Raw genomic sequence first — 26,329 nt, forward strand, 5'->3', positions numbered from 1 at the left:
TCCGTTCTCATGCCGCCCGGGGCGCCTGGTGCGTCGGCGGCTGGTGCAGCACCCGCACCGGCAGGGGGCTGGCCGGGGAGCGTTGCGGACGGAGAGCGCCGAGCACGATGGCCAGGGCGCCGTAATGCCAGTGGTAGAGCGACAGGGCCACGTGGCTCAGGCTGCGCCGCCGCCAGGCCAGGGCCAGGGCGGCCCCCGCCAGCACGGCCAGCAGCAAGGCCGACCACAGGGCCAGGGCCAGCGGCAGTTGCGCCGCCTCGCCCCGGGCCGAGCACAACAGCACCAGCAGGAGTGCACCGGCCAGCCCGCCCAGCCACCACAGCAGGATCGCCAGGGGGTGGATAAGCAGACGCACCGCCGCCCACCACCAGGGTTGTCCCCAGGCGCTGCGCAGCAGCACGCCGGCGGCCATGGCCCGGCCGCTGCGCCAGTGCCGGGCCAGCAGGGCCAGGGTGTCCAGGTCGTGGCCGGTATGGCGCACGGCGGGCAGGGGCAGGCGCTCCAGGGACCAGCCGGCGGCGGCCAGGCGCATGCCCAGCTCGGCCTCTTCGTAAGCCTTGAGATTGGGGTCCGCCGCGTAGCCGCCGGCAGCGGCGATGGCGCGACGGCGGTACAGGCCGCCGCCGTTGAGCCAGGGCAGGCGGCCGATACGGGCCCCCTCGCCGCTGCTCACCCGCAGCCGATCCACGCCGTTGCGCACCCGGTTGTCGGCCAGGGTACCGGCGACCCCGGCCAGGGTCGGCTCGGCGTCGAGCCGGCGGCGGGCGGCGACGGGAAAGTCGGTATTCAATTCCATGTCGCCGTCGAGCAGGTAGAGGTAATCGCCCTGGCTGGCCTGATAACCCAACTGCACCCCGGCCCCGCAGCCCCGCTCTACTTCCGGGGGCAACTGCACCACGTCCACGGCGTAGCGGCTGGCCACCGCCACTGTGGCGTCACTGGAGCGGGAATCGGCCACCACGACCTGGACCGGCTCGCCGAACTGGCGCGTCCATTCCGCACCCGCAGCCAGGGCCGACTCGATCGCCCGGGCGACCTTGCCCTCCTCATTGAGGGTCTTAATGACGATGGAGAGCATGGGCGGGGGACTCCCGGGCCAGGCGGGCGCTCGGCACCCAGGCGGTGGCCGAGCGGGTGGACGGGGTGAACACCGGCAGGAATGGCGTCGGCGGACGGGAAATCGGCTGGCGTGCCGCCCGGGCCAGTACTCCGGGGGGAACCCGGGCGGCCAGCATGACCACCTGGCCAAGCATCAGGGCGATCAGCAACTGCATCTGGGGCACGTTGGCAAAGTCGGTGTTGTAGGGCAACTCCAGGATCAGCAGGAGCAGGGAGGCGGAGATGGCGGCGCACACCGCCCGCTCGAAGGTGCCGATCCCGTGACCTTCGCCGGGGGGAAGATGGGTTTCATCCGGCAGGCAGGCCAGCCGCCCGGCCTGCCAGGCGCCGAGCAAAAGCAGTCCGATCACAACCAGCACCCCGAGCACGCCGATTTCCCACAGGTAGATGGCCAGGGTCGAACGGTCGATGCGAAAGCTCAGCTGGCGGGCGACCTCGCCCCCCACCAGGCCGATGCGCGAGGCGCCGATGCCGTGGCCGAGGAAAAACTCCACCGGGTCGTTCAGGTCATGGCGCTGCCACCAGTACTTGAGGGCCGCCACCCGGCTCATTTCGCCGGTCATGGGATTGACGAAATCCGCGTCGGAAGAGCGCTCGAAGGATTGGGTCACGTATTCGCTCAGGGTGGTATGGCCCACCCCCTTGCCGTCGCTGAACTGGGTCTTGTAGGCCACCAACAGCCCGCCGGACAGGCTGACCGCGAGCACTAGAGCCGCCAAGGTGCGCAAAGGGTGGTGCAGCATCTCGCGCCGGTAGAGCAGCATGACCCCCAGGGGAATCATCAGGATGGCGAACTTGACCTCGGCCAGGGCGATGCACACCAGGGCCGTGCCGACCAGCATCAGGACGGTCCAGAGCGGCACCAGGCGATTGCGCCACAGGGAGATCACCAGCAGGGACATGATCACCAGGAACAGGGCCATGGCGCCGCTGGCGCCCCCCCCATCCGGATTGCCACCGAACAGCCCCACCACCGCGTCCCAGGAGGTGCCATCGCCGCGCCGCGAAGAAACGACGAAGCGCTGGTAGAGCACCACCGGCAGCTGGGCCGGCACATAGGCCAACAGGCACCACCAGAGCCGCCGCAGGAAAACGTCGGACACCAGCCCGAGGCCGACGGCAAAGAACAGGCTCCACAGAAACAGGTATTCCTTGATGCTGACCAGCACCTGGAGCAGAGGCGCGCTGTCGATCAAGGAGGCCACCAGGGCGACCAGGAAGAACAGGCCGAGGACGACGCTGATCGAATTGAGCGAGCGGGGCCGCCCCGGAGTCGGCCCGTAGTGGCGGTGCTGGCCGAAGAAGGCCCGGCCGGCCAGGTCGATGGGAATGCGCACGAAGAGCAGCAGGCCGAGCAGATAGGGAATCCAGAAGGCCCGGTTGATGTGGGCGAAGTACTCCAGCTGTCCCGTGACCAGATAGGTCGCCACCAGGAGCAGCAGCAACAGCCAGGAAATCGGTACGAATAGCAGCAGCGTTCCCGCCAGCAGCCCGACGGTGAGCAGGGCGAAGGGCAGACCGATCATGCCGATGCCCACCCCCAGGAACAGGGACACCCCGATCAGCAGCGCCCCCTGGAAGACCAGGGCAAGCAGCCCACCCCAGGATTTTCCCTGGGCCGGACCAGCCGGATGGCCCGGCATCCAGACCGGCGCGCGCGGCCGGGCCGTGCGGGTGAACCATTGCGGTAACGTGGCCATGGTGCACTCCCCCCCTCGCCTCAGCGCACCGCCACCGCGGCCGGCGCGGCAGCCTGGACGCTGCCGCCCGGCTCCGGCGCGCCGAAGAAACGCCGCCGCTGAGCCGGATCGATGGCGGGATACAGGGCATCGATGAACGCGGCATGTAGTTGCCAGGCATGTTCCGGCGAGGGGTCGATGCTCGACACCCGCATCAGCACGCCGTCCGGCACCACGCCGCGAAACCCGGAGGCCAGCTGGGCCAGCTTCTGTTCCATGCCGCTGCCCACCACCCGGTCGCCCACCACCATCCAGTAGGTGATCGGCTCGATCCGCTCCTGCTGCCGCGCGGTAAGCTGGCGGGTGGCGATGGACAGGGCGCCGGCCCGCACCATCTCCCGGCGCTTGGCCGAGACTTCGAAGCCCTGGGCCACGTAGCACACCTCGGGCCGGTGGGCGCGCATGCCATCGCTCTGGTCGCCGCCATAGGCCACCGACAGCATGATGCGCTGCCCCCGGGAATTGACGTAGGTGCGCCCCAGGGTCTGACTGTAGATCCGGTTCAGGGTGGCCAGCACCTCAGGGGCCGGCGCCACCGGGATCACCGTACGGTCCAGCTGCCAGTCACCGAACTGCTCGGGAATGGCCTGCTCCAAGGAAAAGCGGTTATCCGCCGCCCGCACCGTCGGTTTGGCCAGCACCGCCGCCCCCGCCGCCAGGAGCATCAGTCCCCCGGCCAGCAGGCTTTGCCAGAACACGCCGCGCCGTGTCATCACGAAGCCTCCTGGCGCCATGCCCGGGACGGCGGCGGACCGCCCTGCGCCGCTTTCGCACGGCGAAAGAACATCCCCAGGAGGCTGTCCAGCAGCATCAGGATGAGCAGGGCGATGACGAACAGCACCATGCCGGAAAAGCCGTGGATGAAGCCCTGCCCGGCCGCATCGCCGAAGTGGTAGGTGATCAGCACCAGGAACATCACCCGGATCACATTGGCGACGAAGGCCACCGGCAGGATGGCGGCAATCAGCAGCGCGTTGCGCCAGAACCCGGCATACCCCATCAGGTGCAGGTAGAGCAGCCCCAGGGCGCTCAGGCTGTACATGGAATTGAGCCCGGAGCAGGCATCGGCCACCAGCAACTGGTATTGCCCGACCGTGAGCATCACCCCGGTCCGCCCCACCGGATAGCCGGCGGCGTAGAGCAGCCGCTCCGCCAGGAACGACACCGCCTGCTTGAGCGGACTGGTCAGGGCATCGAGGATGGCCTCGGGGATCGGCACCATGAAGATCAGGAAGAACAGGGGAAACCAGAGCAGGCGCACCGCCGCGCCCCCCAGGTAGAGCAGGAGCACCCCCGCCAGCACCGGGATGAGGGACGACACCTCGAACAAGAGGATGTCCTGGGAACGTCCGAGCACGTAGCAGGCCAAGCCGAAGACCAGCAAGGTCCAGCCGGCCACGGGCCGCGGCTGGGGCAACACGGCCGCGAGGCGGCTGCGCTTCTGCCACATCAGCCAGAGGGCCACGGCCAGAACGATGGGGCCGTGGGCCTGCTCGTCGGTCTGCCACAGTCCCCGGGCCAGGCCGATCCAGGATGGCAGGTAGAGGACGGCCAGGCCGATCGCCAGGGGCAGCCACTCCAGCCAGCGCCGCGGGGCCCGGGGAGTCTCCCCGCTCCGCGGACGGCCGCTGTCGGCATGGATCACCAGGGCAGGCACCGGATAGGAGGCCACGGAGCGGGACATGGCGGCATCAATCGTCGTTGAGGACCGTGCCCACCACGGCAATGCCGGCTTGCTGCAAGGAGCGTCCCAGCCCGGCCAGGTCGGCGGCCAGGGTCATGCCCTTGCGCGCTACCAGCACCGCGCCGCCGGCCCGCCCCGCCAGGGCGCTGGCATCGGCATAGAGGGCCGCCGCCGGCGTATCGAGCAGGATCACGTCGAAGTTGCAGGCTACGTCGTTGAGCAGGGAGTTGAACTGGGGCCGGGAGAGCAATTCCTGGGGATTGGGCGGAATCGGCCCGGACGGCAGCACGGACAGATCCACCAGGGCGCCGATGCGCACCACCGCATCCGCCAGCCCGGCGCGTCCGGCCAGGATCGAGGACAAGCCGACCCGGTTTTCCAGGTGGAAGATATCGGCCTGATGCGGCGACCGCAGGTCGGCGTCGATCAGCAGGGTGCGCTCCCCCAACTGGGAAAACACCACGGCCAGGTTGGCGGCGATGAAGCTGCGCCCCTCGCCGTGCCCCGGGCTGAGGATGGGCAGGATGCGTCGGGCGCTGCTGGAGCCCGGCTCGCCATCGAACCAGCGCAGCATCAGCTGGCTGCGCAAGGCCCGCAGCTGCTCGACCAGGGGGGTGAAGGGCGAGAAGGCGGCCACCAGCTCCTTGCTGACGCTCAGATCGCCGGGCGCCAGGTAGGGGTAGTCGAACTGGCGCGACAGGGCAAACTGGATGTCCTCTTCGCTTAGCAAACCAAGACGCAGGGCGGCATCGCCGAAGCGGAGTCCCTCGTCGCGCTGGTTGCGCAGGATGATTTCCGCGTCTTCCGGCGTCAGCCGACCCGCATCCACCAGGATGGCTCCCATGGCCCGGTCATTGCCTGCGCCTCCCGGCGGCGGGCGACCACCGGGGACGATATAGGCGGCATTCATGTCCATGGAAATTCTCCCGAGTGGGAAAGAAGGAATGGGTCAGAAACCTGCCGGCTTGAACCCGGACGCGGAGGCATCGATCAGGCGGCCGTTACGCCGGCCGGGCAGCCGGGCAAGGCGACGCCAGCGCGAGATGCGCGGCGCGGCGTTGGCAAGCACACCGATCAGGGGCGCATCCACCGCCACCACCAGGTCGTCGGCAGAACGTACGCGGCGCTGGCGCACTTCCTTGGTGAGGGCCAGGCACACGCCCAGGAGCAGGCCGGCAAAGGCGGCCAGGATCAGGTTCAGGACGATCTTGGGCCGGGACGGCTGGAGCGGTTCGGTGGCCGGGGTGAGCACCGAGATATTGGTCTGGATCGACTGGCTTTCCAGCTTGCTCTGGGTAAGGCGCATGCTCACCGCGTCGTAGCTCTTCTGGGCCGACTCCAGGTCCTTTTGCAGCACCGACAGTTCGTCCCGCTGGCGGCGCAGTTCGAGCACCCGCTTCTTCTGCGCTTCCATGGCGGCGACGATCTCGCCTTCCTTGAGGCGGCTGGCCTTGCCCGAGGAACCGACGCTGTTGGCGATGTGGCGGCTTTCCGCATCGATGCGCTGCTTCAGCTCGGCGATTTCGCTTTCCTGGCGCTGGTACTGGGGATGGTTGGTGCCCAGGTTGACCGCCGTGTCCTTGAGCTTGGACTCCAGGCGCGCCAGGTCGATTTTCAGGCCGTTGATCAGGGGGCTCTGCACCACTTCGTTCAAGGTGTCCGAGGCACTGCCGGTGCGCTGCCGGGTCATCAGGTCCGCCGTCTGGTTCTGGGCCATGGACAACTGGGTCGACAACTCGTTGAGCTTGTTGGTCTCGTAATCGAGACGCTCGTCGGCCGCCACGATGCCGCTGCGTTGCTGGTATTCGGACAGGGCTTTCTGGGCCTTTTCCATCTGCTCGCGCAGCACCTTGTTCTGCTTCTCGAACCACAGGGCGTACTGGCGCGCCGGCTCGACCTTGAGTTCCAGGTTGATGTCGATGTAGGCCTGGGCGTACGCATTGGCGACCGTGGCGGCAAAGCCCGGGTCGATCGCCGAGTAGGCGATATTGAGCACGTTGCTGTCCCGGGAGGGTTTGACGTCGAGCTTCTTCTGCAGCACCTGCACCAGCCAGGTGCTCAACTGCCCCTTGCCATCGGTCTCGTCGAGCCATTGCTGGCGCACCGCCGGACTTTCGTCGAGGCGCAGCAGACGCACGACCCGCTCGGCCACCCGGTCGCTATTGACGATGTCCACCTGGGTGGCCATGTAGCCCGGGGTGATCAAGGCCGGCAGCACCATGCCGACGATCGGGTCGGGGGATTTGACGTCGAGCACGACCGAGGTTCCGGCGGTGTATTCCTTGGGCAGGATCAGGCTGATCACCAGGGTGCCAAGCATCGTCACCGCCAGGGTCAGCATCACCAGACGAAGGCGGGCGCGCAGGACGAGAATGAGTTGATGGAAGTTCATGGCGTCCCCGCTTTCGGCTCAGAAGAGGCTCTCGCGCACATAGAGGACGTCGTCGGCCCGTACCGCTTCGTCCATTTCCGGCGAGAGTTTTTCCAGGATGCCCTGGGCGTTGCGCCGGTGCAGCCGCAACGAACGCTCCGTACCCCGCACGGTGGGGCCGCCACCCTGGGCCAGGGCCTGCATCACGGTCATGTTGCGCTCGACCCGATAGGCCCCGGGACGCTGCACCTCGCCGTAGATGTAGAACATGGGCGCCCGGTGCACGTAGAGGGTGTCCCCCGGCGCCACGGCGATGTCGTCCTCGGACTGGTTGTTGAGGTACAGGGAGGCGACGTCGATTTCCTGGCGGAAAGGCTTGCCGTCCCGGGTCCCCATGACGATCACCGTGTCGGCGCCGGTCGGCGCAATCCCCCCGGCCTGGGCCAGGGCCTCGGAAACCCGGGTGTTGGTGGTTTCGAGCGGGAAACGCCCCGGCCGATTAACCTGGCCGAGCACGGCCACCTGGTTGCCGCGCACCTGGAGCAGCACGATGTTGACCTGGGGCATCTGCACGAAGCCACCCTTCTTCAGGGCATCGGCAATGCGCTTTTCGCCTTCGCCGAGGGGCAGGCCGCCGACCTTCACCGGCCCGACCAGGGGGTAGGTGATGACCCCGTTTTCGGAAACCCGGGTTTCCAGGGTCAGGTCCGGGTTCTGGAACACGACGATGCGGATGGCGTCGCCCGGGCCCAACAGATATTCCCGGGGCGTACTGGATGCCACCACTGCCGCGGCACCACTAGGAGCTGCCGCATTGAGCGCCACCTGCTGTTGCTGGGCGCCGGCTCCCCCCACTCCGAGCAGCAAGAATGCTGCCACCGTGCCGAGCAATCCGCGGGCCGTCGCCGCGATCAGGGCATGCCGCCACCCCCGCTTCGTCCATCCGGCTGTTGATCCGTTCATGATCCACCTCCGTTCATCCGCGGTGTGCCGGCCGGGCCATCCCGGCTGCAGACCGGGTTAAAGCCTCATTTCAGACCCGCCACGCCCTTGGCCACCGTGGCCTCGTGGGCGCCCTTGTCTGTCTTGGTCTGGCCATCCTTGGCCGGTTCGGCCGTGGTCGCCACCTTGACCCCTGTCCCGGCCTGGGCGGCGGGAGCGCTGGGAACGCTGGGAGCGGCGGCCAGGGGAGCGGAGAACTCGCCCAGGTATTCGATCTTGGCCTGGGTCCGGAGCTGTCCGATTTCCTTCTTGATCGCCTCCCCCGCCCGTTGGTTGGCGAGGAAGAGGCGAATCCGCGGCGTGGCGGCGGCCTCGTCCAGGGGCGCGGACTGGGAAGCCACGACCTTGATGACATAGGTCGTGGCGGCCGTATTCACCACACCCACCCGGCCATCGCGGATCTCGTACAGCTGTTCGAGGACATCGAGGGGTACCTGTTCGGCCGTGCGCACTCCGGCGCTGGCCGAGAACTTGACCTCCTTGCTACGCAGCCAATTGGCTGCGTCGTCGAAGCTCTTACCCTCGGCGATCATGTCCTGCAGCGGCTTGACCAGCTCCGGCTTGGCCGGAAAGGCCAGCTCTTGCAGGCTGTAGATGCGGCGTTTGGCGAACAGCTGCGGATTGTTGCTGTAGTAGCGGGAGATTTCCTCGGGGCTGGGCTTGGGCAGGGCCCCGGCCACCTGATCCAGGTAGGCCTGGGCCAGCACTTCACGCTTGGCCGCCTCCATGGCTTGGATCACCTCGGGAGTCCGGTCCAGATTCTTCTTCAGGGCCTGCTCCACCGCCAACTGCTGGTCCACCAGCCGGTCCAGCACTTCCCGGCGCACCTTGGGCACCATCTCGGGCGGTACGCCCCCCACCTTGGTCAGCACCGTGTTGATCTGGTGGATGGAGATTTCATCGTCATTGACCTTGGCCGCCAGCTGAGTGACCGGCTTCTTGCCGCTCCCTTCCTCGCCGCAGCCGCCGAGTGCCAGCGCGATAAAGGCGGCGGCAAGCAGGCCCGCGGTGGTCGTCGTTTGTGCATGACACCGATGGAAAACCATGGAAGTGACTCCCCCGAAGCCGGGGCCACTGCGGGACGGAAAGGTCGGGCAAGGATGGCCGCCGGTGATGGATGACGGGTAGAACCGGAGCAGAACAAGCGGGCTCCGCGCGTTCCGAACAGGGGGAGCGACACCTGAGCTAGGCTCGGGCCCCCTCTCCCACGCGGCTGAAGATTCTGAAACGATGCTATGCAGCCGGGGACGGGGGCGAAATAGTCCGGACGGACTAATGACAAATAAAACGCTGCGGAATCAAGGCGGCACCAGGTGGGCCACCGCATCGGGCCGTTGCAGCCCGATGCATGAAACGTCAAATAATGCCGATCAGAACGTAATCTGGCCCGACACGCCGACGGCGTTGCCGGAATAGTCGTAGCCGAAGAAGTTGGACACCCGGCTGTAATGCTGGATGAAGGTACTCAGCTGGATGGTGCGGGTGGGTTTCCAGTCGAGGGACAGCTGGGTGTTGCGCAGCACGTCACGGCGCGCCGGGCTGATGCTGAGCAGGCCGCCGCGGAAATCCCGGTAGATGTTGTCCCACTGCAGGCGCAACAGGGTGGTGTCGGTGATCTGCCAGGAGGGGATCACCGAGTAGGTTTCGGTGACCGTGTAGCTGGAGAAGAAGTCCTGGTAAGCCGCCAGGTCCCGGCTGCCCACCAGCTGCAGGCGCGTCTTGGCGGTGGCGTCCCAGTTCCATTCGAGACGCCCCTGGGTGCCGGAATAGTTGCGGCTGACAAAGTTCTTATGTTCCCGGGAAACGTAGTTGAGCTTGGCGTTCAGGCTGGTCTTGCCGGTGAGCTGCCACTGCACGCGCAACTCTTCCTCGCTCTGGGTGAATTCGCTGTCGAGTTGGTTGAAGGGGTTGGCCTGGCGCTTCAGGTAGTCGCCGCTGCCCTGGCGCGTCAGCAGGGTGACCGAATTGCCGGCCAGGGAGACGTAGCGCCCGCCGACTTCGTAGTAGCGCAGGCGGAAATCACCGTCCTGGAAGAAATTCTCGCTGTTGTTCTGGGTACGCTGGCCGATGGCCCCCACCAGGCGCCAGGTGCCCTGGGCATTGGCTTCCATGTCGAAGCGCTCGTTGCGGATGGTGCGCAGGTTGCGCGGGGTGGAGAAATCCCGGTAATCGACGAAGCTGTTGAGGAATTCCTGCCGGTCGGCAGTCAGGTTGCCCACCACGTTCGGGGTGAAGGCCCAGCGCCAGGCGCCGGTGTAGTTCTTGGCGGTGAAATCCAGGTTGCTGTAGGTGGCGTAGCGGTAGTTCACCAGGCGGGCGTCCAGCGTCACGCGCTGGGAGGCGAACGGTTTATCCACCCGCAACCCCAGGGTGCCGGCGGTGATCAGGTCGGAACGCTCGGACTTGCCGAACACCCGGTTCGCGTCGAAGCCCGTGGGCAGGCGAAAGAGGTTGCTGTCGTACTGGGAGGACAGCCCCGCCACCACGTTGACCACATCCTGGTCGTCGGCCCACAGCGGCGCGGAGCCGGTCAGCAAGGCCAGGGAAAGGCAGCAGCCCGTCCAGCGGGGCCGGGAAATGGAGCCGACGAGGGAAGCAGACCGGGTACGCATCACCAGTTCCTTGAGGTGAGGATTGTTAGGAGTGGAAGTGCCAGCATCCTAGGGGATTCGCCGGGCATTGCCAACGGCATCGGGGCCCCGGGCGGCAGGCGTTCATGCCGGGCAACCGGTTCCGCCGGCAATGCACAGCACCTGGCGCACGTAGGCCAGGGCCAGCCACAGCCAGAACAACACGAAGAAGGTCAGCAAGGGGACGTGGGCGTCGACGATGAAACGCGGCGTGACCCGGCGCATGGCCCGCACCACCGGCCCCGTGACCAGCTGGAAGAGCCGGTACACCGGGTTATGCTGCCGCGTCTTGCCCGCCAGCACAGCCAACACGCCCTGGCCGAGAAGCGCCATGCCGGCCACCTCGACGAGGGCGCGCAGGATGCTGATAATCAGCGGCAAACCTTCCATAACCCCTTCCATCGTCGCATCGTCGTCGAGACCTCGCCCCCGGAGCCGGCCCTGCAGCCCCCTACTTTCGAGCCCCTTGAATACTGGCGGCATTATGCCCGAGGCTGGCTGTGCCATTTCTTCGGCCGCGACGAACGGGCGGCGGCGGCCTACCGCGAGGCGGACGCCTTCCGCCCCGGCGACCCCGCCTGCCCGCGCCTGCTCGGCTACCTGGCGGCGCGGCGCGAGGATTGGGGTGAGGCCGTCGCCTGGTTCGCCTGCGCCGTGGAACGGGCCCCGGACCACGCCGAAAGCTGGTTCAACCTGGGTTTCGGCAAGGATAAGGAGGGCGACGACGAGGACGCCATCGCCGCCTTCCGCCGCGCCCTCGCCCTCAAGCCCGGCATGGACCGGGCCTGGTACGGCCTGGGCCTGTTACTGGCCCGCCAGGGAAAGCCCGACGAGGCGATTGCGGCGCTCCAGGAAGCCACCCGGCTGCAGCCGATGAACGGCGTCGCCTGGTACCAGCTGGGGCGGGCCTGCCATCAGGCCGGCGAGGATGCGCGGGTGGCGGAGATCATCGAACGCCTGGCCCGCTTCGACCCGCAGCACACCGCCGCGCTGGTCCGGGAGAGCGGCCGGACCGATCTGGCCCACCTGGTGGTGGAATTACCGGGACGCTGATCCGCCAAACCCTAGGCGGGGCGCCGATCTTCAGGCATGCCGCCCGGAAACCCAATAGGGACGCGGCTTTTCAGCCATACCCTCTGGAGATCGTTATCTGGCGCGGCGATCCGGGCAGCACCGCCGGAATTCATACGCACCTCCGCCTCCCTCGTCCCGTACGTCCCGCCGCGTCTACGCCCCCCTGGCCGGGTGCGCCGGTCATGCTCAGTCCTCGTCTTCGTTGACCCCGTATTCCCGGTCGAGGCGCTTCATGTAGCGGGCGTAGAACCAGATGATCAGCACATAGACGACCAGGGAGCCCTGGGCGGCCATGTAGAAGCCCAGGGGAAAGCCGGCGACGACGACCTGGTTCAACTCCCGGGCGTAGAAGCTGGCCACGAAGGTAACGATGAACCAGATGGCCAGCAGGACCCCGGTGATGCGCAGGTTCTTGCGCCAGTATTCCTGGTGCTTCTGGGTGAGCTTCATCTAGAACCCCTCCCGTTCAAGACGGGGGTAGCGAATCCGGGTCACCACGTTCTGGGTGGCGTGGGGCGGCGGCGGCGTGAGCAGGCTGACCACCACGATGGTGATGAAGCCCAGGGGCACCCCCCATACCCCGGCGGCGGTGGAGTCGATGCCGAACCAGGGGTCCATGGCGATGCCGTGCAGCCCCAGCCAGGGGATGCTGTCGAACTGGACCCGGACCATGTAGTAGAGGGTGATGGTCAGCCCCACCACCATGCCGGCCACCGCGCCCGCCCGGTTGGCGCGGCGCCAGAAGATACCCATCACCAGGGCGGGGAAAAAAGCCGCCCCGGCGATGGAGAAGGCCCAGGCCACCATGTAGAGGATGGTGGAAGGCCGCTGCGCCGCCAGGGTGGCGGCGCAGATGGCCACCACCAGCAACAGGGATTTCGATACCACCAGCCGCCACTGGGTCGAGGCTTGGGGACGGAAGATCTTGTAATAGACGTCGTGGGACAGGGCGCTGGTGATCACCAGCAGCAGCCCGTCGGCGGTGGACAGGGCCGCCGCCAGGCCGCCGGCAGCCACCAGGCCGGAGACCACATAGGGCAGGCCGGCGATTTCCGGGGTGGCGAGCACGATCACGTCCGGGTTGAGCGACAGCTCGGCCCATTGCAGCAGGCCGTCCCGGTTGATGTCCTCGATGTGTACCAGCCCCACCTTGCCCCAGGCCGCCACCCAGGAAGGCAGCTTGATGATGGGTGTATTGATCAGGTTGGAGAAGACTTCCAGCTTGGCGAACACGGCGTAGGCCGGCGCGGCGATGTAGAGCAGCAGGATGAAGAACAGGGACCAGAACACCGACTCCCGTGCTTCCCGCACCGTCGGCGTGGTGTAGTAGCGCATCAGCACGTGGGGCAAGGCCGCCGTGCCGACCATCAGGCAGAACACCAGGGACAGGAAGTTGAGCCGGGCATAGTGCGACTCCATTTCCGGTCGCTCGGGGAAAGCTTCGGCATGGCGGATCGGCTGGGCGCCCCGGTCCGCCGCCTCGCGCATCTGGGCTTCCCACTTCACCCGGGCCTCCTCCGGGCTATGGGGCAATTCGCGGCGGGCTTTTTCCACCGCCACGATGTCGCGCAGCAGAGCGTTGTTAGCCTTGAGGTCGTTGAGCTTGACGGTCAGCCGTGCCCGCTCTTCTTCCAGGGAATCGGGCAGGCGGACGATGCGTTCGTAGATGGCATCGGCCCGGGCCCGGTAGAGATCCCGGGCCTCCTTTTCCGCAGGCAGGTCGAAGATCTTTTCCTCCAGCCGGGAGACCTGCTGCACCGCCTCGCCGTAGGCCACCGGCGGGACCACGCTGCCGCTGACCTTGTAGCCGAGGATGCACACCGGGGTCAGGTAGGCGATGATCAGCACCACGTACTGGGCCACCTGGGTCCAGGTCACCGCCCGCATGCCGCCGAGGAAGGAACAGACCAGGATGCCGGCCAGGCCGACGAACACGCCGATCTCGAACTGCAGGCCGACGAAGCGGCTGGTGATCAGCCCAACTCCATAAATCTGGGCCACCACATAGACGAACGAGGCCAGGATGGCGGCACTCACGCCCACCAGCCGTGGCACGGTGCCGCCGTAGCGGGCGGCAAGAAAGTCGGGAATGGTGTACTGGCCGAACTTGCGCAGGTAGGGCGCCAGCAGCAAGGCCACCAGCACGTAGCCGCCGGTCCAGCCCATGACGTAGGCCAGGCCCTGGAAGCCGGACAGAAAGAGCATGCCGGCCAGGCCGATGAACGAGGCGGCGCTCATCCAGTCGGCCCCGGTGGCCATGCCGTTGAACAGGGCCGGCACGCGCCGCCCGGCCACGTAGTACTCGGTCACGTCGGAGGTACGCGACAGGATGCCGATGGTGGCGTAGAGCAGGATAGTGAACAGCAGGAACGCGTAGCCGATCCAGCGCGGCGGCATGCCCAGCTGTTCCAACCCGGCCAGGGCCAGGACGAAGGCGATGAAGCCCAGGGTGTAGGCCAGGTAGTAGCGGCGCAGTTGGGGAACGAAGCCGTTACCCCCGCGGATCGGACCAAACCAACGCAACCAGCCCCGTGCCATTGCTGCTCCCTGTTCAGGCGCTGCGGCGCAGCCAGCGCCGGGCCTTTTCGATTTCGATGAAGGACTGGGGCGTTTCCGACCCGCGCACCGAGGCCTTGGCCATCGCCACCTGGAGCAGCATGGCGGTAGCCAGGGCGTCGGAGACGGCGTTGTGGCGCAGGATGTTCTCGATGCCGAACAGGGCCAGCCAGTGGTCCAGGCCAACGTGGCCGTCGAGCAGATCCTTGTACAGCTCGGGCACCACCCAGGCCAGGTCGATCCAGGCGTGGTCGGTCTTTTTCCCCAGGTAGCGCAGCATCGCCCGCTCGATCATGGTCTTGTCGAACAGGGCGTGGTACGCCACCAAGGGGTCCTTGCCCACGTAGTCCAGGTAGGCGAGCAGGGCCTCGGCCGGATCCACGCCGCCCTGCTGAGCTTGGCCTCCAATGCCGTGGATGAGGATGTTCTCGGTGTCGCTGACCACGTCCTGGCGCAGGATGACCTCGAAGGAATCGGCCGGATCGATCACCCCGTTGGTCACCGCCACGGCGCCGATGGAGATGAGCCGGTCCTTGCCCATGTTGAGGCCGGAAGCCTCCACGTCCACCACCACGTAGCGGCTGCGGTAATGGGATTGCCCCAGGTCGGCGGCCGGCAGCGCCTGCCAGCGGTCCAGGCGGGCACTCAATTCCGGCGCAAGCTCCACCGCTGGCGCCCGGTTGAACAGTCTGCTCAGCCAGTTCATCGCCGGCTCCTCACAGCTGGTAATCCAGCTTGAGGCGCAATTGCAGCTTGCGCGCCTGACGGAAGGCTTCCTTGAGAATGCGCCGGTCCAGCTCGTTGAGTTTGTCCGGATCGATGCGGTTGTCCCCGGGGCGGCCGCCGTCGGTTTCCAGGTGCTGGTGGCGCAGGCGCAGCAGCTGGATGTAGTTGAAGGCTTCCACCACCGCCGAGACGTCGTCCTGGCCCTGCCCCAGCTTGTTGGCGGTCTGACGCAGACGCTGCACGGTGTTGGTGTTGTGCACGGCGGCGGCCAGGGAGTAGATGCGGGCCACGTCGATGAACAGGCGGGCGCCGTACTTCTTGAGGTCGATGGTGCCCGGGTAGTCGGGCTCCAGGTCGGTGACGAAGTCGCGGATCTTGCCCAGGGGCGGCACCACCTGCAGGGCGTTGGCCGCCATCATGCGCAGGAAGGAAGGATTGATCTGGGTCAGGTTGAACAGGGCCAGGCGCAGCCGGTCGGCCAGATAGCCTTTGCCGTAGAGGGGGCGGAAGTCGAAGAAGATGGTGGCGTTGAGCAGGGCCACCGGGTGGGGCTTGCGGATCCAGTCGAAGAAGCGTTCCTGCCACTCCTCCAGGGTCAGGCACCATTCCGGGTTGCTGGCCATGATGTTGCCCTTGCAGCGCGGGAAGCCGCAGGCATCCAGGTCGTCGTTCACGTCCCGGGCGAACTCCAGCAGGCGCAGTTGCAGCTGCTCCCGGTCCATGGTGTCCGGGCAGACGTAGATGATCCCGTTGTCCTGGTCGGTGCAGAAGGTCTGTTCCTCGCGCCCCTCGGAACCGAAGGACAGCCAGGCCCACTCGATGCCGTAGAGGTCGTGACGCACCAGGGCCAGTTCGATGATGCGCCGGGTCAGGGTGTCGTTGAGGGCCGAGATGAACTGGGTCAGCTGCTCGGCGCCAACGCCCTGGGCGAGCATGTTCATGGCCAATTGGGCCACGTCCTCGCTGGCCTGCTTGAGGGTCGCCATGTCCGGCGCCTTCTCGATCGACTGGCGGATCTGGCGCAGGCCCACCCGCTGCAGGGTGAACAGGTCGCGCTCGGAAATCACCCCCTGCAATTTTCCGTCCCCGTCCACCCCGAGCACGTGGCGAATGCCGTGCATGGCCATGGCCAGGGCCGCGTCGTAGGCGGTGGCCCCCAGGTGCAGGGTGTGGGGGTGGGCCGTCATCACCGCGGTGATGGGGCTTTCCAGGGAAACACCGGGCAGCACCACCCGCTTCAGCAGGTCGCTCTGGGTGAAGATGCCGATGGGCTTGCTCTGCTCGTCCACCACCACCATCGAGCCCAAGTGCTCCTCGGCCATGTTTTCCAGCACCTGGCGCAGGGTGGCGGCGGCGGTGACGGTCACCGGTGGGCGCTTGAGCAGGTTGGCCAGGGAGGTGTTGAGGGTCTGCTGCTCCGCCGCCCGCTGGGCGAACTGGACCTGCAACTGCTTGCGCGACTGGTTGAGCAGAGAGGCGATGTACTGGGTGCAGAACAGGTTGAAGACCTGGCTCATGCGCATCAGCGCGAAGAAATCGTCGGCGTCGAGCTGGTAGCAGAAGGTGTCTTCGAGAGCCGCGTAGAGGTTGGTCGAGGCCCGCTGGGCGGTCACCGCGCCGATGGGGAAGCACTCCCCTACCCCCAGGGTCAGGCTGGAGTACTCGGTGACGTTCACCTCTCCCACCTGGCTGGCACCGACCTTGCCGCGCTGAATGATGTAGAAGGTCTTGGGCGGCCCGGATTCCGGCGTCAGGATGCGGGTGTCCTTGGCAAAGTAGCCCAGCTTGGCCCGCTCGGCGAGAAAGCGCAGGGCCTCGGGCTCCATGCGGTCGAAGGGGGAGTGCTGGCGCAGGGAATCCGCTGTCGCCTTCACCAGCATCTGGGTCGCGCTGTTGCTCATGGTCTGCCTATTCTCCCTTGATCCGCCACTGCTGCGCCATGCCGCGGTTACCGCGGCGGAGGCAACCCCTGGCCTCCGCCGCGTTCGGCGCATAAAAGAATGAGGCCGACGCGTCTACACGCGCCGGCCCAAATGGCGGTTGGATTGTAATTGTCCGCCTGTCTCAGGGCTGCCGGACCCGTCCCCCGGGTCCGGCAGAGTCTCCCCCTCGCTCCTCGGATCTGTTCTTGAAGCGACTTAGCTGCCGGCCTGCTTGAGCTGGTCGAGAATGGCCGGGTTCTCCAGGGTGGAAACGTCCTGGGTGATTTCCTCGCCCTTGGCCAGGGAACGCAGCAGGCGGCGCATGATCTTGCCGGAACGGGTCTTGGGCAGGTTCTCGCCGAAGCGGATGTCCTTGGGTTTGGCGATGGGGCCGATTTCCTTGCCCACCCAGTCCTGCAGCTCCTTGATCACGGCCTTGGCGGCATCGCCATTGGGACGGGCGCCCTTGAGCACGACGAAGGCGCAGATGGCCTCGCCGGTCAGGTCGTCGGGACGGCCCACCACGGCGGCTTCGGCCACCAGGGGGTTGGAAACCAGAGCCGACTCGATTTCCATGGTGCCCATGCGGTGGCCGGAGACGTTCAGCACGTCGTCGATGCGGCCCATGATGGTGAAGTAGCCGTTCTTGGCATCGCGCACCGCGCCGTCACCGGCCAGGTACAGGGTGCCGCCCAGGTCTTCAGGGAAGTAGGACTTCTTGAAGCGCTCCGGATCGCCCCAGATGGTGCGGATCATGGACGGCCAGGGCTTCTTGACCACCAGGAAGCCGCCCTTGCCCCATTCCACGTCGGCGCCGGTCTCATCGACGATGGCGGCCTGGATGCCAGGGAACGGCAGGGTGCAGGAACCGGGCACCAGCGGGGTGACACCGGGCAGCGGGGTGATCATGTGGCCGCCGGTCTCGGTCTGCCAGAAGGTATCGACGATGGGGCAACGGCCGCCGCCCACGTTCTCGTAGTACCACATCCAGGCTTCCGGGTTGATCGGCTCGCCCACCGAGCCCAGCAGGCGCAGGGACGAGAGGTCGTAGCTCTTGGGCGCCACGGCCGGATTGGCCTCGGCCGCCTTGATCAGGGAACGGATCGCGGTGGGCGCGGTGTAGAAGATGGAGACCTTGTGCTCCTGGATCATCTTCCAGAAACGGCCAGCGTCCGGGTAGGTCGGCACGCCTTCGAAGACGATCTCGGTGGCGCCGCAGGCCAGGGGGCCGTAGGTGATGTAGGTGTGGCCGGTGACCCAGCCGATGTCGGCGGTGCACCAGAAGACGTCGTTGGGCTTGACGTCGAAGGTCCACTTGGTGGTCAGCACCGCGTGCAGCAGGTAGCCGCCGGTGGAGTGCTGCACGCCCTTGGGCTTGCCGGTGGAACCGGAGGTGTAGAGCAGGAACAGGGGATGCTCGGCATCGACCCACTCAGGCTCGCAGACCTCGGATTGGCTGTCGGTGATGTCGTGCCACCACACGTCGCGACCCGCCTTCATGGCGCAGGCGCCGCCGGTGCGCTTGTAGACGATCACGGACTTGATCGCGCTCTTGCCGGCGACCAGGTCGAGGGCCTCGTCCACCGCCGGCTTGAGGGGGATGTGCTTGCCGCCGCGGGCCTGTTCGTCGGCGGTGATGATGGCCACCGCGCCGGCGTCCAGGATGCGCTCTTCCAGGGACTTGGCGGAGAAGCCGCCGAACACCACGGAGTGGGTGGCGCCGATGCGGGCGCAGGCCTGCATGGCCACCACGCCTTCGATGGACATGGGCAGGTAGATGATGACCCGGTCACCCTTCTTGATGCCCTGGGCCTTCAGCGCGTTGGCGAACTTGGCCACGCGGGAGAGCAGATCCTTGTAGGTGACCTTGGTCACCTCGCCGCCGTCGGCTTCGAAGATGATGGCGACCTTGTCGCCGTTGCCGGCTTCGACGTGCTTGTCCAAACAGTTGTAGGAGACGTTGAGCTTGCCGCCGGTGAACCACTTGTAGAAGGGGGCCTCGGACTCATCCAGGGACTGGGTGAAGGGCTCCTTCCACACCACGTGTTCCTTGGCCAGACGGGCCCAGTAGCCAGCGTAGTCACGGTCGGCCTCGGCGCACAGAGCCTGGTAGGCTTCCATGCCGGAAACGGTGGCCTGCTTCACGAAAGCCTCGGAAGGGGCAAAGACCCGGTTTTCCTGGAGGACGGATTCGATCTGGGACATGCTACATCTCCTCTGTAATGTTCGTGTGCCGCGGCCTGCCCCGTTCCGGCCAAGGTTTGACCGGTGGTCAATTTGCCGTTGGGAGGCCGCGCACTGACTACTGCGGACTAGCGCGGTGACGACGATTTAACGCGTTACGCCTTACAGTGCCCTTACATTTTTGTGGTGCAGCGCGTCAATACCGAGCCGTATCCATCAAGCGTTTCGGCGATCTTTGGTGCTAAAATTTTGCAGTTTTGTGGGCCTACGGGGCCCAAAGTTTCCGCCCTCCTCTTTTTACCCACCTGTCCTGATGAAACCCGCCATTCAAAAGCTCGAAAACTTCATCTTTTTCAGCCGCTGGTTACAGGCCCCGCTTTACCTTGGCCTGATCGTGGCCCAAGGTATTTACGTTGTCCAGTTCATGGTGGAGCTGTCTCACCTGGTCGCCGACATCGGCCACCTGGACGAGACCAGGACGATGCTGATCGTGCTCGGCCTGATCGACGTGGTGATGATCGCCAACCTGCTGATCATGGTCATCATCGGCGGTTATGAGACCTTCGTCTCGCGCCTCGACCTGGAAGGACATCCCGACCAGCCGGAGTGGCTGTCCCACGTCAATGCCGGTGTGCTCAAGGTCAAGCTGGCCACGGCCCTGATCGGCATTTCCTCGATCCACCTGCTCAAGACCTTCATCAATGCCGCCCAGCTCGATGACCGGGTCATCATGTGGCAAGCCATCCTGCATGGCCTGTTCCTGGTTTCCGCCTTCATGATGGCGCTCACCGACAAGGTGATGAACCAGACCCTGCTGTTGCAGCACAAGGATCACTGAGCGGCGCGCCCGTTGCCGGCCGCTCCCGCCCTCCCTTTCCCGTTCGTCTTTTCGCGACCTTTCCACCCACGAGCCCAGCCATGACGACTATCCGCCAGGAAGACCTCATCCAGTCCATCGCGGACGCTTTCCAGTACATCAGCTACTACCACCCCCTGGACTACATCAAGGCCCTGGGTGAAGCCTACGAGCGTGAGGAATCCCCCGCCGCCAAGGACGCCATTGCCCAGATTCTGACCAACTCCCGCATGGCTGCCGAAGGCCATCGCCCCATCTGCCAGGACACCGGCATCGGCATGGTCTTCCTCAAGGTCGGTATGAACGTCCGCTGGGACGACGCCACCATGAGCCTGCAGGAAATGGTCAATGAAGGCGTGCGCCGCGCCTACGCCAACCCGGACAACCCCCTGCGCGCCTCCGTGCTGGCCGACCCGGCCGGCGCCCGCAAGAACACCAAGGACAACACCCCGGCCGTGGTGCACTTCGAGATCGTCCCCGGCGACCACGTGGAAGTGATCTGCGCCGCCAAGGGCGGCGGCTCCGAAGCCAAGTCCAAGTTCGCCATGCTCAACCCCTCCGACGACCTGGTGGACTGGGTCCTCAAGAAGATCCCCGAGATGGGTGCCGGCTGGTGTCCTCCCGGCATCATCGGCATCGGCATCGGCGGCACTCCCGAGAAGGCCATGCTGCTGGCCAAGGAGTCCATCATGGCCCCGGTGGACATCCATGATCTGCAGGACAAAGCCAAGAGCGGTGCCAAGCTGACCCGCGCCGAAGAGCTGCGTCTGGAACTGTACGAAAAGGTGAATGCCCTTGGCGTCGGTGCCCAAGGCCTGGGCGGCCTCACCACCGTGCTCGACGTCAAGGTGCTGGACTACCCCTGCCACGCCGCCAACCTGCCCGTGGCCCTGGTGCCCAACTGCGCCGCCACCCGCCACTGCCACTTCCACCTGGATGGTTCCGGCCCCGCCAAGATCGAGCCGCCCAAGCTGGAAGACTGGCCCGCCGTGACCTGGACCCCGGACCTGAAGGCCGCCACCCAGGTCAATCTGGATACCCTGACCAAGGAAGAAGTGGCTTCTTGGAAGCCGGGCCAGAAGCTGCTGCTCAACGGCAAGATGCTGACCGGCCGCGATGCCGCCCACAAGCGCATCGCCGACATGCTGGCCAAGGGCGAGAAGCTGCCGGTGGACTTCACCAACCGGGTCATCTACTACGTCGGCCCCGTGGATCCGGTGCGTGACGAAGTGGTCGGACCCGCCGGCCCCACCACCGCCACCCGCATGGACAAATTCACCCGCATGATGCTGGAGAAGACCGGCCTCATCTCCATGATCGGCAAGTCCGAGCGCGGCCCCGTCGCCATCGAGGCCATCAAGGACAACAAGTCCGCTTACCTGATGGCCGTGGGCGGTGCCGCCTACCTGGTGGCCAAGGCCATCAAGAGCGCCAAGGTGGTGGGCTTTGCCGACCTGGGCATGGAAGCCATCTACGAGTTCGAGGTGCAGAACATGCCCGTCACCGTGGCGGTCGACTCCTCCGGTACCAGCGTGCACAACACCGGCCCGAAGGAATGGCAGGCCAAGATCGGCAAGATCCCGGTCGCCGTCGCCTAACCCCTAGCCCGGCCTGGCATTTGCCAGGCGGTCAGCAAGAAGCCGGCCCCGCGCCGGCTTCTTTTTTATCTGGAGCTCCCCATGACCATCCAACGCCACGGCGTCACCCGTCGCTACGCCGACAGCACCGCCTTCGCCGGCACCGCCTACCTGGTGGAAGTCCCCCAGTCTCTGGAGGCCGACGCCGCCACCCAGACCGGCGAAATCCTCGCCAGCCTCGACCGCCTGCTCGCCCAGGTGGGGAGCAGCAAGGAGCGCCTGCTGCTGGTCACCATCTACCTGGCCGACATGGCCGACTACGACGCCATGAACGCGGTGTGGGATGCCTGGGTGCCCGCAGGCCACGCCCCGGCCCGGGCCTGCGTCCAGGCCCGGCTGGCCAACCCGGGCTACCGGGTGGAAATGGTGGTGGTGGCCGCCCAAGGCTGACCTTCCGCCAGCCCCCCTCAGCCAAACCCCGCGCCAGTCGGGCATCTTCGCGCCCCTACCGCCGAACCCCGCGTCCCTATTTGTTTTCCAGGCAGGGGCCGCGAAACACCGCGCCCCGCTTGGCGTTCCAACAGGGCACAAAAAAACCGGCCGGCCACCTCGCGGTGGCCGGCCGGTTTTTTTCCAGGCCCGCAACGGCCCGGCAAGGGACCTCGATCAGCCAGCCAGGGCTTGCTTGATCTGCTCCAGGGAAGACGGATCTTCAATGGTGGTCATGTCGCCAGCGTCGCGGCCTTCGGCCAGGGCCTGCAGGGAGCGGCGCAGCAGCTTGCCCGAGCGGGTCTTGGGCAGGCCGGTGACGAAGTGCACCCGGCTGGGGCGGGCGATGGCGCCGAGGCTCTCGTCCACCTTAGCCATCACTTCCTTCTCCAGTTGCTGGCGCAGCTCGGGGGTCGCCACCCGGGCGGCATCCTTGACCACGGCGAAGGCCATCGGCATCTGGCCCTTGAGGGCGTCGTTGACGCCCACCACCGCCACTTCGGCGATGGCGGAGTGGCCTTGCACGGCCTCCTCGATTTCCCGGGTGCCGAGACGGTGACCGGCCACGTTGATCACGTCGTCGGTGCGGCCGAGGATGAAGTGGTAGCCCTCGTCGTCCTTGATGCCCCAGTCGAAGGAGGAATAGACCTGGGGTTCGGTGAACAGGCTGAAGTAGGTCTTGACGAAGCGGTCGTCGTCGCCCCACACGGTGGACAGGCAACCGGGCGGCAGGGGCGGAACGATGCCGACGATACCCTTCTCATTGGCGTCGCAGACCGAGCCGTCCTCGCGGAAGATCTTCAGGTTGTAGCCATAGACCGGGAAGCTGGGGGAGCCGAACTTGAGCTTGGTGTCCTCGACACCGCGCACGGTGGAGAGGATCGGCCAGCCGGTTTCGGTCTGCCAGTAGTTGTCGATCACCGGGATCTTCAGCTCGCCCATGATCCACTCGTGGGTCGGCTGGTCCAGGGGCTCGCCAGCCAGGAACAGGTGCTTGAGGCTGGAGAGGTCGTACTTGTGCATGTACGCCGGGTCCTGCTTCTTCAGGACGCGGGCCGCCGTGGGGGCGGAGAACATCACGTTGACCTTGTACTTCTCGACGATCTGCCACCAGATGCCGGCGTCCGGGCGCAGCGGGGTGCCCTCGTACATGATGGTGGCCATGCCGGCGAGCAGCGGGCCGTAGATGATGTAGGAGTGGCCCACCACCCAGCCGATGTCGGAGGTGGAGAACATGGTCTCGCCCTCGCCGCCGCAGTAGATGTGCTTCATGGTGGAGGCCAGCGCCACGGCGTAACCGCCGGTGTCGCGCTGCACGCCCTTGGGCTTGCCGGTGGTGCCGGAGGTGTACAGGATGTAGGACGGTTCGGAGGATTCCAGCCAGGTCACGGGCACCTGGGCATCCAGGTGCTGGGCGCGCAGTTCGGCGTAATCCACGTCACGGCCGGCCACCTTGGGGAAGCCCTTGTCCAGGCCGCGGTCCACGATCAGGACCTTTTGCGGCGGGGTCTGGGCCAGGGCGCAGGCCTCGTCCACCAGATGCTTGTAGGGCACGGCCTTGCCGCCGCGCATACCGGCGTCGGCGGTAACCATCAGCTTGGGCTGGGCATCGTCGATGCGGGTGGCCAGGGAGCCGGAGGCAAAACCGCCGAACACCACGGAGTGGATGGCACCGATGCGGGCACAGGCGAGCATGGCGAAGCAGGCCTCGGCGATCATCGGCATGTAGATCAGCACCCGGTCGCCCTTGGTCACGCCCAGGCTCTGGTAGATGGCGGCCATGCGCTCCACTTCGCGCTGCAGTTCGGCGAAGGTGTAGACCTGCTCGGTGTCGGTTTCGGTGGAGATGAAGATCAGCGCTTTGTCGTTGGGGCGCTTGGCGGCGTGACGATCCACCGCGTTGTAGCAGAGGTTGGTTTCGCCGCCGACGAACCACTTGGCAAAGGGCGGGCGGGAGAAGTCGCAGGTTTGCTCGAACGGCTTGTGCCAGTCGATCAGCTTGGCTTGCTCGCGCCAGAAGGCGTCGGGCTGATCGATGGATTGCTGGTAGAACTCCTTGTAGCTCGTACTGCTGGACATGGGTCTTCTCCCTCGTGTTTCTTTTACTGTCATCCCCACCCGGGTCGCAGCTACGTACCAATCAGGCAGCGCTATCCCGTGGGTGGCTTTGGTTGAGTTGGCGTTCCAGGTCTTCCACTGGAAGCTGCCATTGTAATTCATAATTCAAAAATCGCAGGAGGGGCAGCACGCGCAAAGCCAGCTCCCGGCTGCCACCGCGCACCATGTCGCCACGTCCCGCCTCAAGCAGCGCCAAGGCCCGATCCACGGTCAGGGCATCGGGGCGACGCCCTTCGGCTTCGCACCCCACCACCCGGTTGCCACCGCCGGCCATGGCCTCGCCCATCCGTTCCCCGGCCAGGATCAGGAGGTGGTTTGCCGAAGTGGACTGGTCGTCGTTGTTGTTGGCCACCCCGATGCTCACCGACAGATCGACGCGTTGGCCATGAAAGGCCACATGGGCAGTTTCCACCGCCTCCTTGAGACGTAGCGCAAAGGTTCGGCAGGAAGCCCCCGGGGTCCCCGGCGAGACGATGGCGAACTGGGCCGAGCCGTAATGTCCCAAGCTGTCCTCGCGGCGGATCTTGCCTGCCAGGAGGCGCCCGAACTGAGCCACCAGTTGCTCCACCACCGCCGCGCCGTACTGTTCGGTCAAGGCCGGTAGCCGGTCGAAACCGATCATCAGCAAGGACACTTCCCCGCCCTTGCGCTGGGCCAGGGAACAGGCCTGATCGGCCTGGCTTTCCAGGTAGCGGCGGGTGAACAGGCCGGTCAGCGGATTCTTCATCGCATCGTCGCGCACCGCATCCAGGGCTTCTTCAGCGGTGGCCAGCCGGATCTGCGCATCGAGCCGGGTCAGCAGCTCGGCGGTGCCCACCCCCTTGCTGATGAAGTCGGAGGCACCGGCCGCCCGGGCCCGGTTGCAGGCATCGTCGTCGTCCTCGCCGGAAATCATGATCACCGGCAGGCGGCGGATGCGACCGATCTTGGATTGGCGGATGCGTTCGAGCAGACCGTAGCCATCCAGCACCGGCATCGACAGATCGGAGATCACCGCCTGGATGGTCGGATCGAGCACCAGGGTCTGCCAGCCGGTCTCGCCGTCGCCCTCCTCCCGCACCTCGAAGCGCCCCTTCAGGTGGCGCATCAGGGAAGCGCGGACGATGCGCGAATCGTCGACGATCAGCACCTTGGGCGGCTGCACCGCATCGTTCATGACTGGCCTTCCAGGGACGGATTCACCGCCACCACAGCCCGGCCCTTGGCCTGGCCGGCGATATAGGTCTCGAACTCCTGGGGCAGGTCGGCAAAGGCCACGGTTCTGGTCAGGGAATCAAGATGGCGCGGCTTCAGGTCGCCGGCCAGCCGGTCCCAGATGTGCTGGCGCATGGGGAAACCCATGTAGCCGGAATCGACGCCAAGCAGGCTGACGCCGCGCAGGATGAAGGGGGCCACGGTGGTCGGCAGGTTCATGCTGGCCGCCAGGCCGATCGAGGCCACGGTACCGGCCTGCTGCATGGTGGAAAGGATCCAGGCCAGCACCTCGCCGCCCAGATTGTCCACCGCCCCGGCCCAACGGGCGTTGTCCAGAGGGCGGATCTTGGCCAGGTCCAAGTCGCCGCGCAGCAGGATGTCCCGGGCCCCGAGGGATTTCAGATAGTCGCTCTCCTGGGGCTTGCCGGTCAGGGCGGTGACGGCATAGCCGAGGCCGGCCAGCATGTCCACCGCCAGGCTGCCCACGCCACCGGTGGCGCCGGTGACGATCACCGGTCCATTGGCCGGGGTCAGGCCGTTGTCTTCCATGCGCTGCACGGCCAAGGCCGCGGTAAAACCGGCGGTGCCCAGGGCCATGGCGCGCTTGAGGTCCAGGCCGGCAGGCAACTTGACCACCCAGTCGGCGGGCACCCGGGCCACTTCGGCATAACCGCCATGGTGCGCCACGCCGATATCGAAGCTGGTGGCAATCACCTTGTCACCGGGGGCAAAGCGGGGGTCGCCGCTCGACTCCACCACACCGGACAAATCGATACCGCCGACGCAGGGGAAGCGGCGAATGATCTTGCCCTTGCCGGTCGCCGCCAGGGCATCCTTGTAGTTGATGCTCGAATAGGCCACCCGGATGACCACCTCGCCCGGGTCCAGGTCCGTCTCGTTGAGCGTGGTGAAGCCACTGACCACGGTTTTCTTGCCTGCGACGTCCCGCTCTTCGATCAACAATGCCTTGAATGCCTGCACGGTAACTCCTGGAATCGTTATAAGGCCGCGCCCCTGGGTTTCCCGTTCAGGCGCCGGCGGTTGGCTGGTGCGGGGGATTATAGCCATGCGCCGCCACGCGCCACGCC

Annotated in this window: 22 protein-coding genes; 4 read left to right on the forward strand and 18 right to left on the reverse strand. The window is 66.3% G+C overall.

The window, feature by feature from the left end; genetic code table 11:
- Window positions 1–7: 7 nt before the first annotated feature.
- From OTERR_RS09760 to OTERR_RS16155, 10 genes are all read right to left on the reverse strand, one after another.
- A complete protein-coding gene (locus OTERR_RS09760) occupies window positions 8–1,078 on the reverse strand; it encodes a glycosyltransferase family 2 protein (protein WP_149425632.1) in 1,071 nt (356 codons plus the stop codon).
- Entirely contained in the window at window positions 1,059–2,819 is a 1,761-nt protein-coding gene (locus OTERR_RS09765; protein ID WP_149425633.1) for a hypothetical protein, read from the reverse strand. The genes OTERR_RS09760 and OTERR_RS09765 overlap by 20 nt, the downstream gene beginning before the upstream one ends.
- A 20-nt stretch (window positions 2,820–2,839) precedes the next feature.
- The gene (gene epsI, locus OTERR_RS09770; RefSeq protein ID WP_082396994.1) at window positions 2,840–3,571 is read right to left on the reverse strand and encodes an exosortase-associated protein EpsI, B-type; all 732 of its coding nucleotides are present in this window, start codon (window positions 3,569–3,571) and stop codon (window positions 2,840–2,842) included.
- A complete protein-coding gene (gene xrtB / locus OTERR_RS09775) occupies window positions 3,571–4,542 on the reverse strand; it encodes an exosortase B (protein WP_149425634.1) in 972 nt (323 codons plus the stop codon). Before xrtB ends, epsI begins: the two co-directional genes overlap by 1 nt.
- 7 nt (window positions 4,543–4,549) lie before the next feature.
- Window positions 4,550–5,458 carry a chain length determinant protein tyrosine kinase EpsG gene (gene epsG / locus OTERR_RS09780; protein ID WP_246154110.1) on the reverse strand — a complete coding sequence of 303 codons (909 nt, stop codon included), beginning with the start codon at window positions 5,456–5,458 and terminating at the stop codon, window positions 4,550–4,552.
- A gap of 33 nt (window positions 5,459–5,491) precedes the next feature.
- Window positions 5,492–6,934: a chain length determinant protein EpsF gene (gene epsF / locus OTERR_RS09785; RefSeq protein WP_054621370.1), complete on the reverse strand. Its 1,443-nt coding sequence runs from the start codon at window positions 6,932–6,934 to the stop codon at window positions 5,492–5,494.
- An 18-nt stretch (window positions 6,935–6,952) separates the two neighbouring features.
- Entirely contained in the window at window positions 6,953–7,876 is a 924-nt protein-coding gene (gene epsE, locus OTERR_RS09790) for a polysaccharide export protein EpsE (protein ID WP_082396998.1), read from the reverse strand.
- A gap of 65 nt (window positions 7,877–7,941) precedes the next feature.
- On the reverse strand, window positions 7,942–8,961 hold the full coding sequence (locus tag OTERR_RS09795; protein WP_149425635.1) for an EpsD family peptidyl-prolyl cis-trans isomerase: 1,020 nt from the start codon (window positions 8,959–8,961) through the stop codon (window positions 7,942–7,944).
- Between the two features lie 324 nt (window positions 8,962–9,285).
- Window positions 9,286–10,527: an XrtB/PEP-CTERM-associated polysaccharide biosynthesis outer membrane protein EpsL gene (epsL, locus tag OTERR_RS09800; protein WP_149425636.1), complete on the reverse strand. Its 1,242-nt coding sequence runs from the start codon at window positions 10,525–10,527 to the stop codon at window positions 9,286–9,288.
- Window positions 10,528–10,629: 102 nt separating this feature from the next.
- On the reverse strand, window positions 10,630–10,815 hold the full coding sequence (locus OTERR_RS16155) for a hypothetical protein (RefSeq protein ID WP_223115924.1): 186 nt from the start codon (window positions 10,813–10,815) through the stop codon (window positions 10,630–10,632).
- Between the two features lie 6 nt (window positions 10,816–10,821).
- On the opposite strand from OTERR_RS16155, the gene OTERR_RS16160 reads away from it, so the two are divergent.
- A complete protein-coding gene (locus OTERR_RS16160) occupies window positions 10,822–11,598 on the forward strand; it encodes a tetratricopeptide repeat protein (RefSeq protein WP_149425638.1) in 777 nt (258 codons plus the stop codon).
- A 207-nt stretch (window positions 11,599–11,805) separates the two neighbouring features.
- On the opposite strand, the gene OTERR_RS09815 is transcribed toward OTERR_RS16160, so the two are convergent.
- The 5 genes from OTERR_RS09815 to acs form a co-directional block, all read right to left on the reverse strand.
- Window positions 11,806–12,069: a DUF4212 domain-containing protein gene (locus OTERR_RS09815; RefSeq protein ID WP_054621375.1), complete on the reverse strand. Its 264-nt coding sequence runs from the start codon at window positions 12,067–12,069 to the stop codon at window positions 11,806–11,808.
- Window positions 12,070–14,157, reverse strand: coding sequence for a sodium:solute symporter family protein (locus OTERR_RS09820; protein ID WP_187775212.1), 2,088 nt, complete (start codon window positions 14,155–14,157; stop codon window positions 12,070–12,072). It lies immediately after the preceding gene.
- Between the two features lie 13 nt (window positions 14,158–14,170).
- Complete coding sequence (locus OTERR_RS09825; RefSeq protein ID WP_149425639.1) at window positions 14,171–14,881, reverse strand: 3'-5' exonuclease; 711 nt, start codon at window positions 14,879–14,881, stop codon at window positions 14,171–14,173.
- A 10-nt stretch (window positions 14,882–14,891) separates the two neighbouring features.
- The gene (locus OTERR_RS09830) at window positions 14,892–16,802 is read right to left on the reverse strand and encodes a DUF294 nucleotidyltransferase-like domain-containing protein (RefSeq protein WP_054621376.1); all 1,911 of its coding nucleotides are present in this window, start codon (window positions 16,800–16,802) and stop codon (window positions 14,892–14,894) included.
- Window positions 16,803–17,039: 237 nt separating this feature from the next.
- The gene (acs, locus tag OTERR_RS09835; protein WP_054621377.1) at window positions 17,040–19,028 is read right to left on the reverse strand and encodes an acetate--CoA ligase; all 1,989 of its coding nucleotides are present in this window, start codon (window positions 19,026–19,028) and stop codon (window positions 17,040–17,042) included.
- Window positions 19,029–19,320: 292 nt separating this feature from the next.
- Between acs and OTERR_RS09840 the strand changes: the two genes are divergently transcribed.
- The 3 genes from OTERR_RS09840 (at window position 19,321) to OTERR_RS09850 (ending at window position 21,890) form a co-directional block, all read left to right on the forward strand.
- The gene (locus OTERR_RS09840; protein ID WP_054621378.1) at window positions 19,321–19,845 is read left to right on the forward strand and encodes a TIGR00645 family protein; all 525 of its coding nucleotides are present in this window, start codon (window positions 19,321–19,323) and stop codon (window positions 19,843–19,845) included.
- Window positions 19,846–19,925: 80 nt separating this feature from the next.
- Window positions 19,926–21,461: a fumarate hydratase gene (locus OTERR_RS09845; RefSeq protein WP_054621379.1), complete on the forward strand. Its 1,536-nt coding sequence runs from the start codon at window positions 19,926–19,928 to the stop codon at window positions 21,459–21,461.
- Between the two features lie 81 nt (window positions 21,462–21,542).
- A complete protein-coding gene (locus OTERR_RS09850) occupies window positions 21,543–21,890 on the forward strand; it encodes a RidA family protein (protein ID WP_149425640.1) in 348 nt (115 codons plus the stop codon).
- A 216-nt stretch (window positions 21,891–22,106) separates the two neighbouring features.
- Here the strand turns inward: OTERR_RS09850 and OTERR_RS09855 are convergent, their stop codons facing one another.
- The 3 genes from OTERR_RS09855 to OTERR_RS09865 all read right to left on the reverse strand — a co-directional run bounded on the left by OTERR_RS09855 (window position 22,107) and on the right by OTERR_RS09865 (window position 26,222).
- On the reverse strand, window positions 22,107–24,008 hold the full coding sequence (locus tag OTERR_RS09855; protein WP_149425641.1) for a propionate--CoA ligase: 1,902 nt from the start codon (window positions 24,006–24,008) through the stop codon (window positions 22,107–22,109).
- Between the two features lie 61 nt (window positions 24,009–24,069).
- A complete protein-coding gene (locus OTERR_RS09860; protein ID WP_149425642.1) occupies window positions 24,070–25,203 on the reverse strand; it encodes a GGDEF domain-containing response regulator in 1,134 nt (377 codons plus the stop codon).
- Window positions 25,200–26,222, reverse strand: coding sequence for an oxidoreductase (locus OTERR_RS09865; RefSeq protein WP_149425643.1), 1,023 nt, complete (start codon window positions 26,220–26,222; stop codon window positions 25,200–25,202). Before OTERR_RS09865 ends, OTERR_RS09860 begins: the two co-directional genes overlap by 4 nt.
- Window positions 26,223–26,329: the final 107 nt, after the last annotated feature.

Origin of the sequence: Oryzomicrobium terrae (assembly GCF_008274805.1) — a bacterium.
Taxonomy (GTDB): domain Bacteria; phylum Pseudomonadota; class Gammaproteobacteria; order Burkholderiales; family Rhodocyclaceae; genus Oryzomicrobium; species Oryzomicrobium terrae.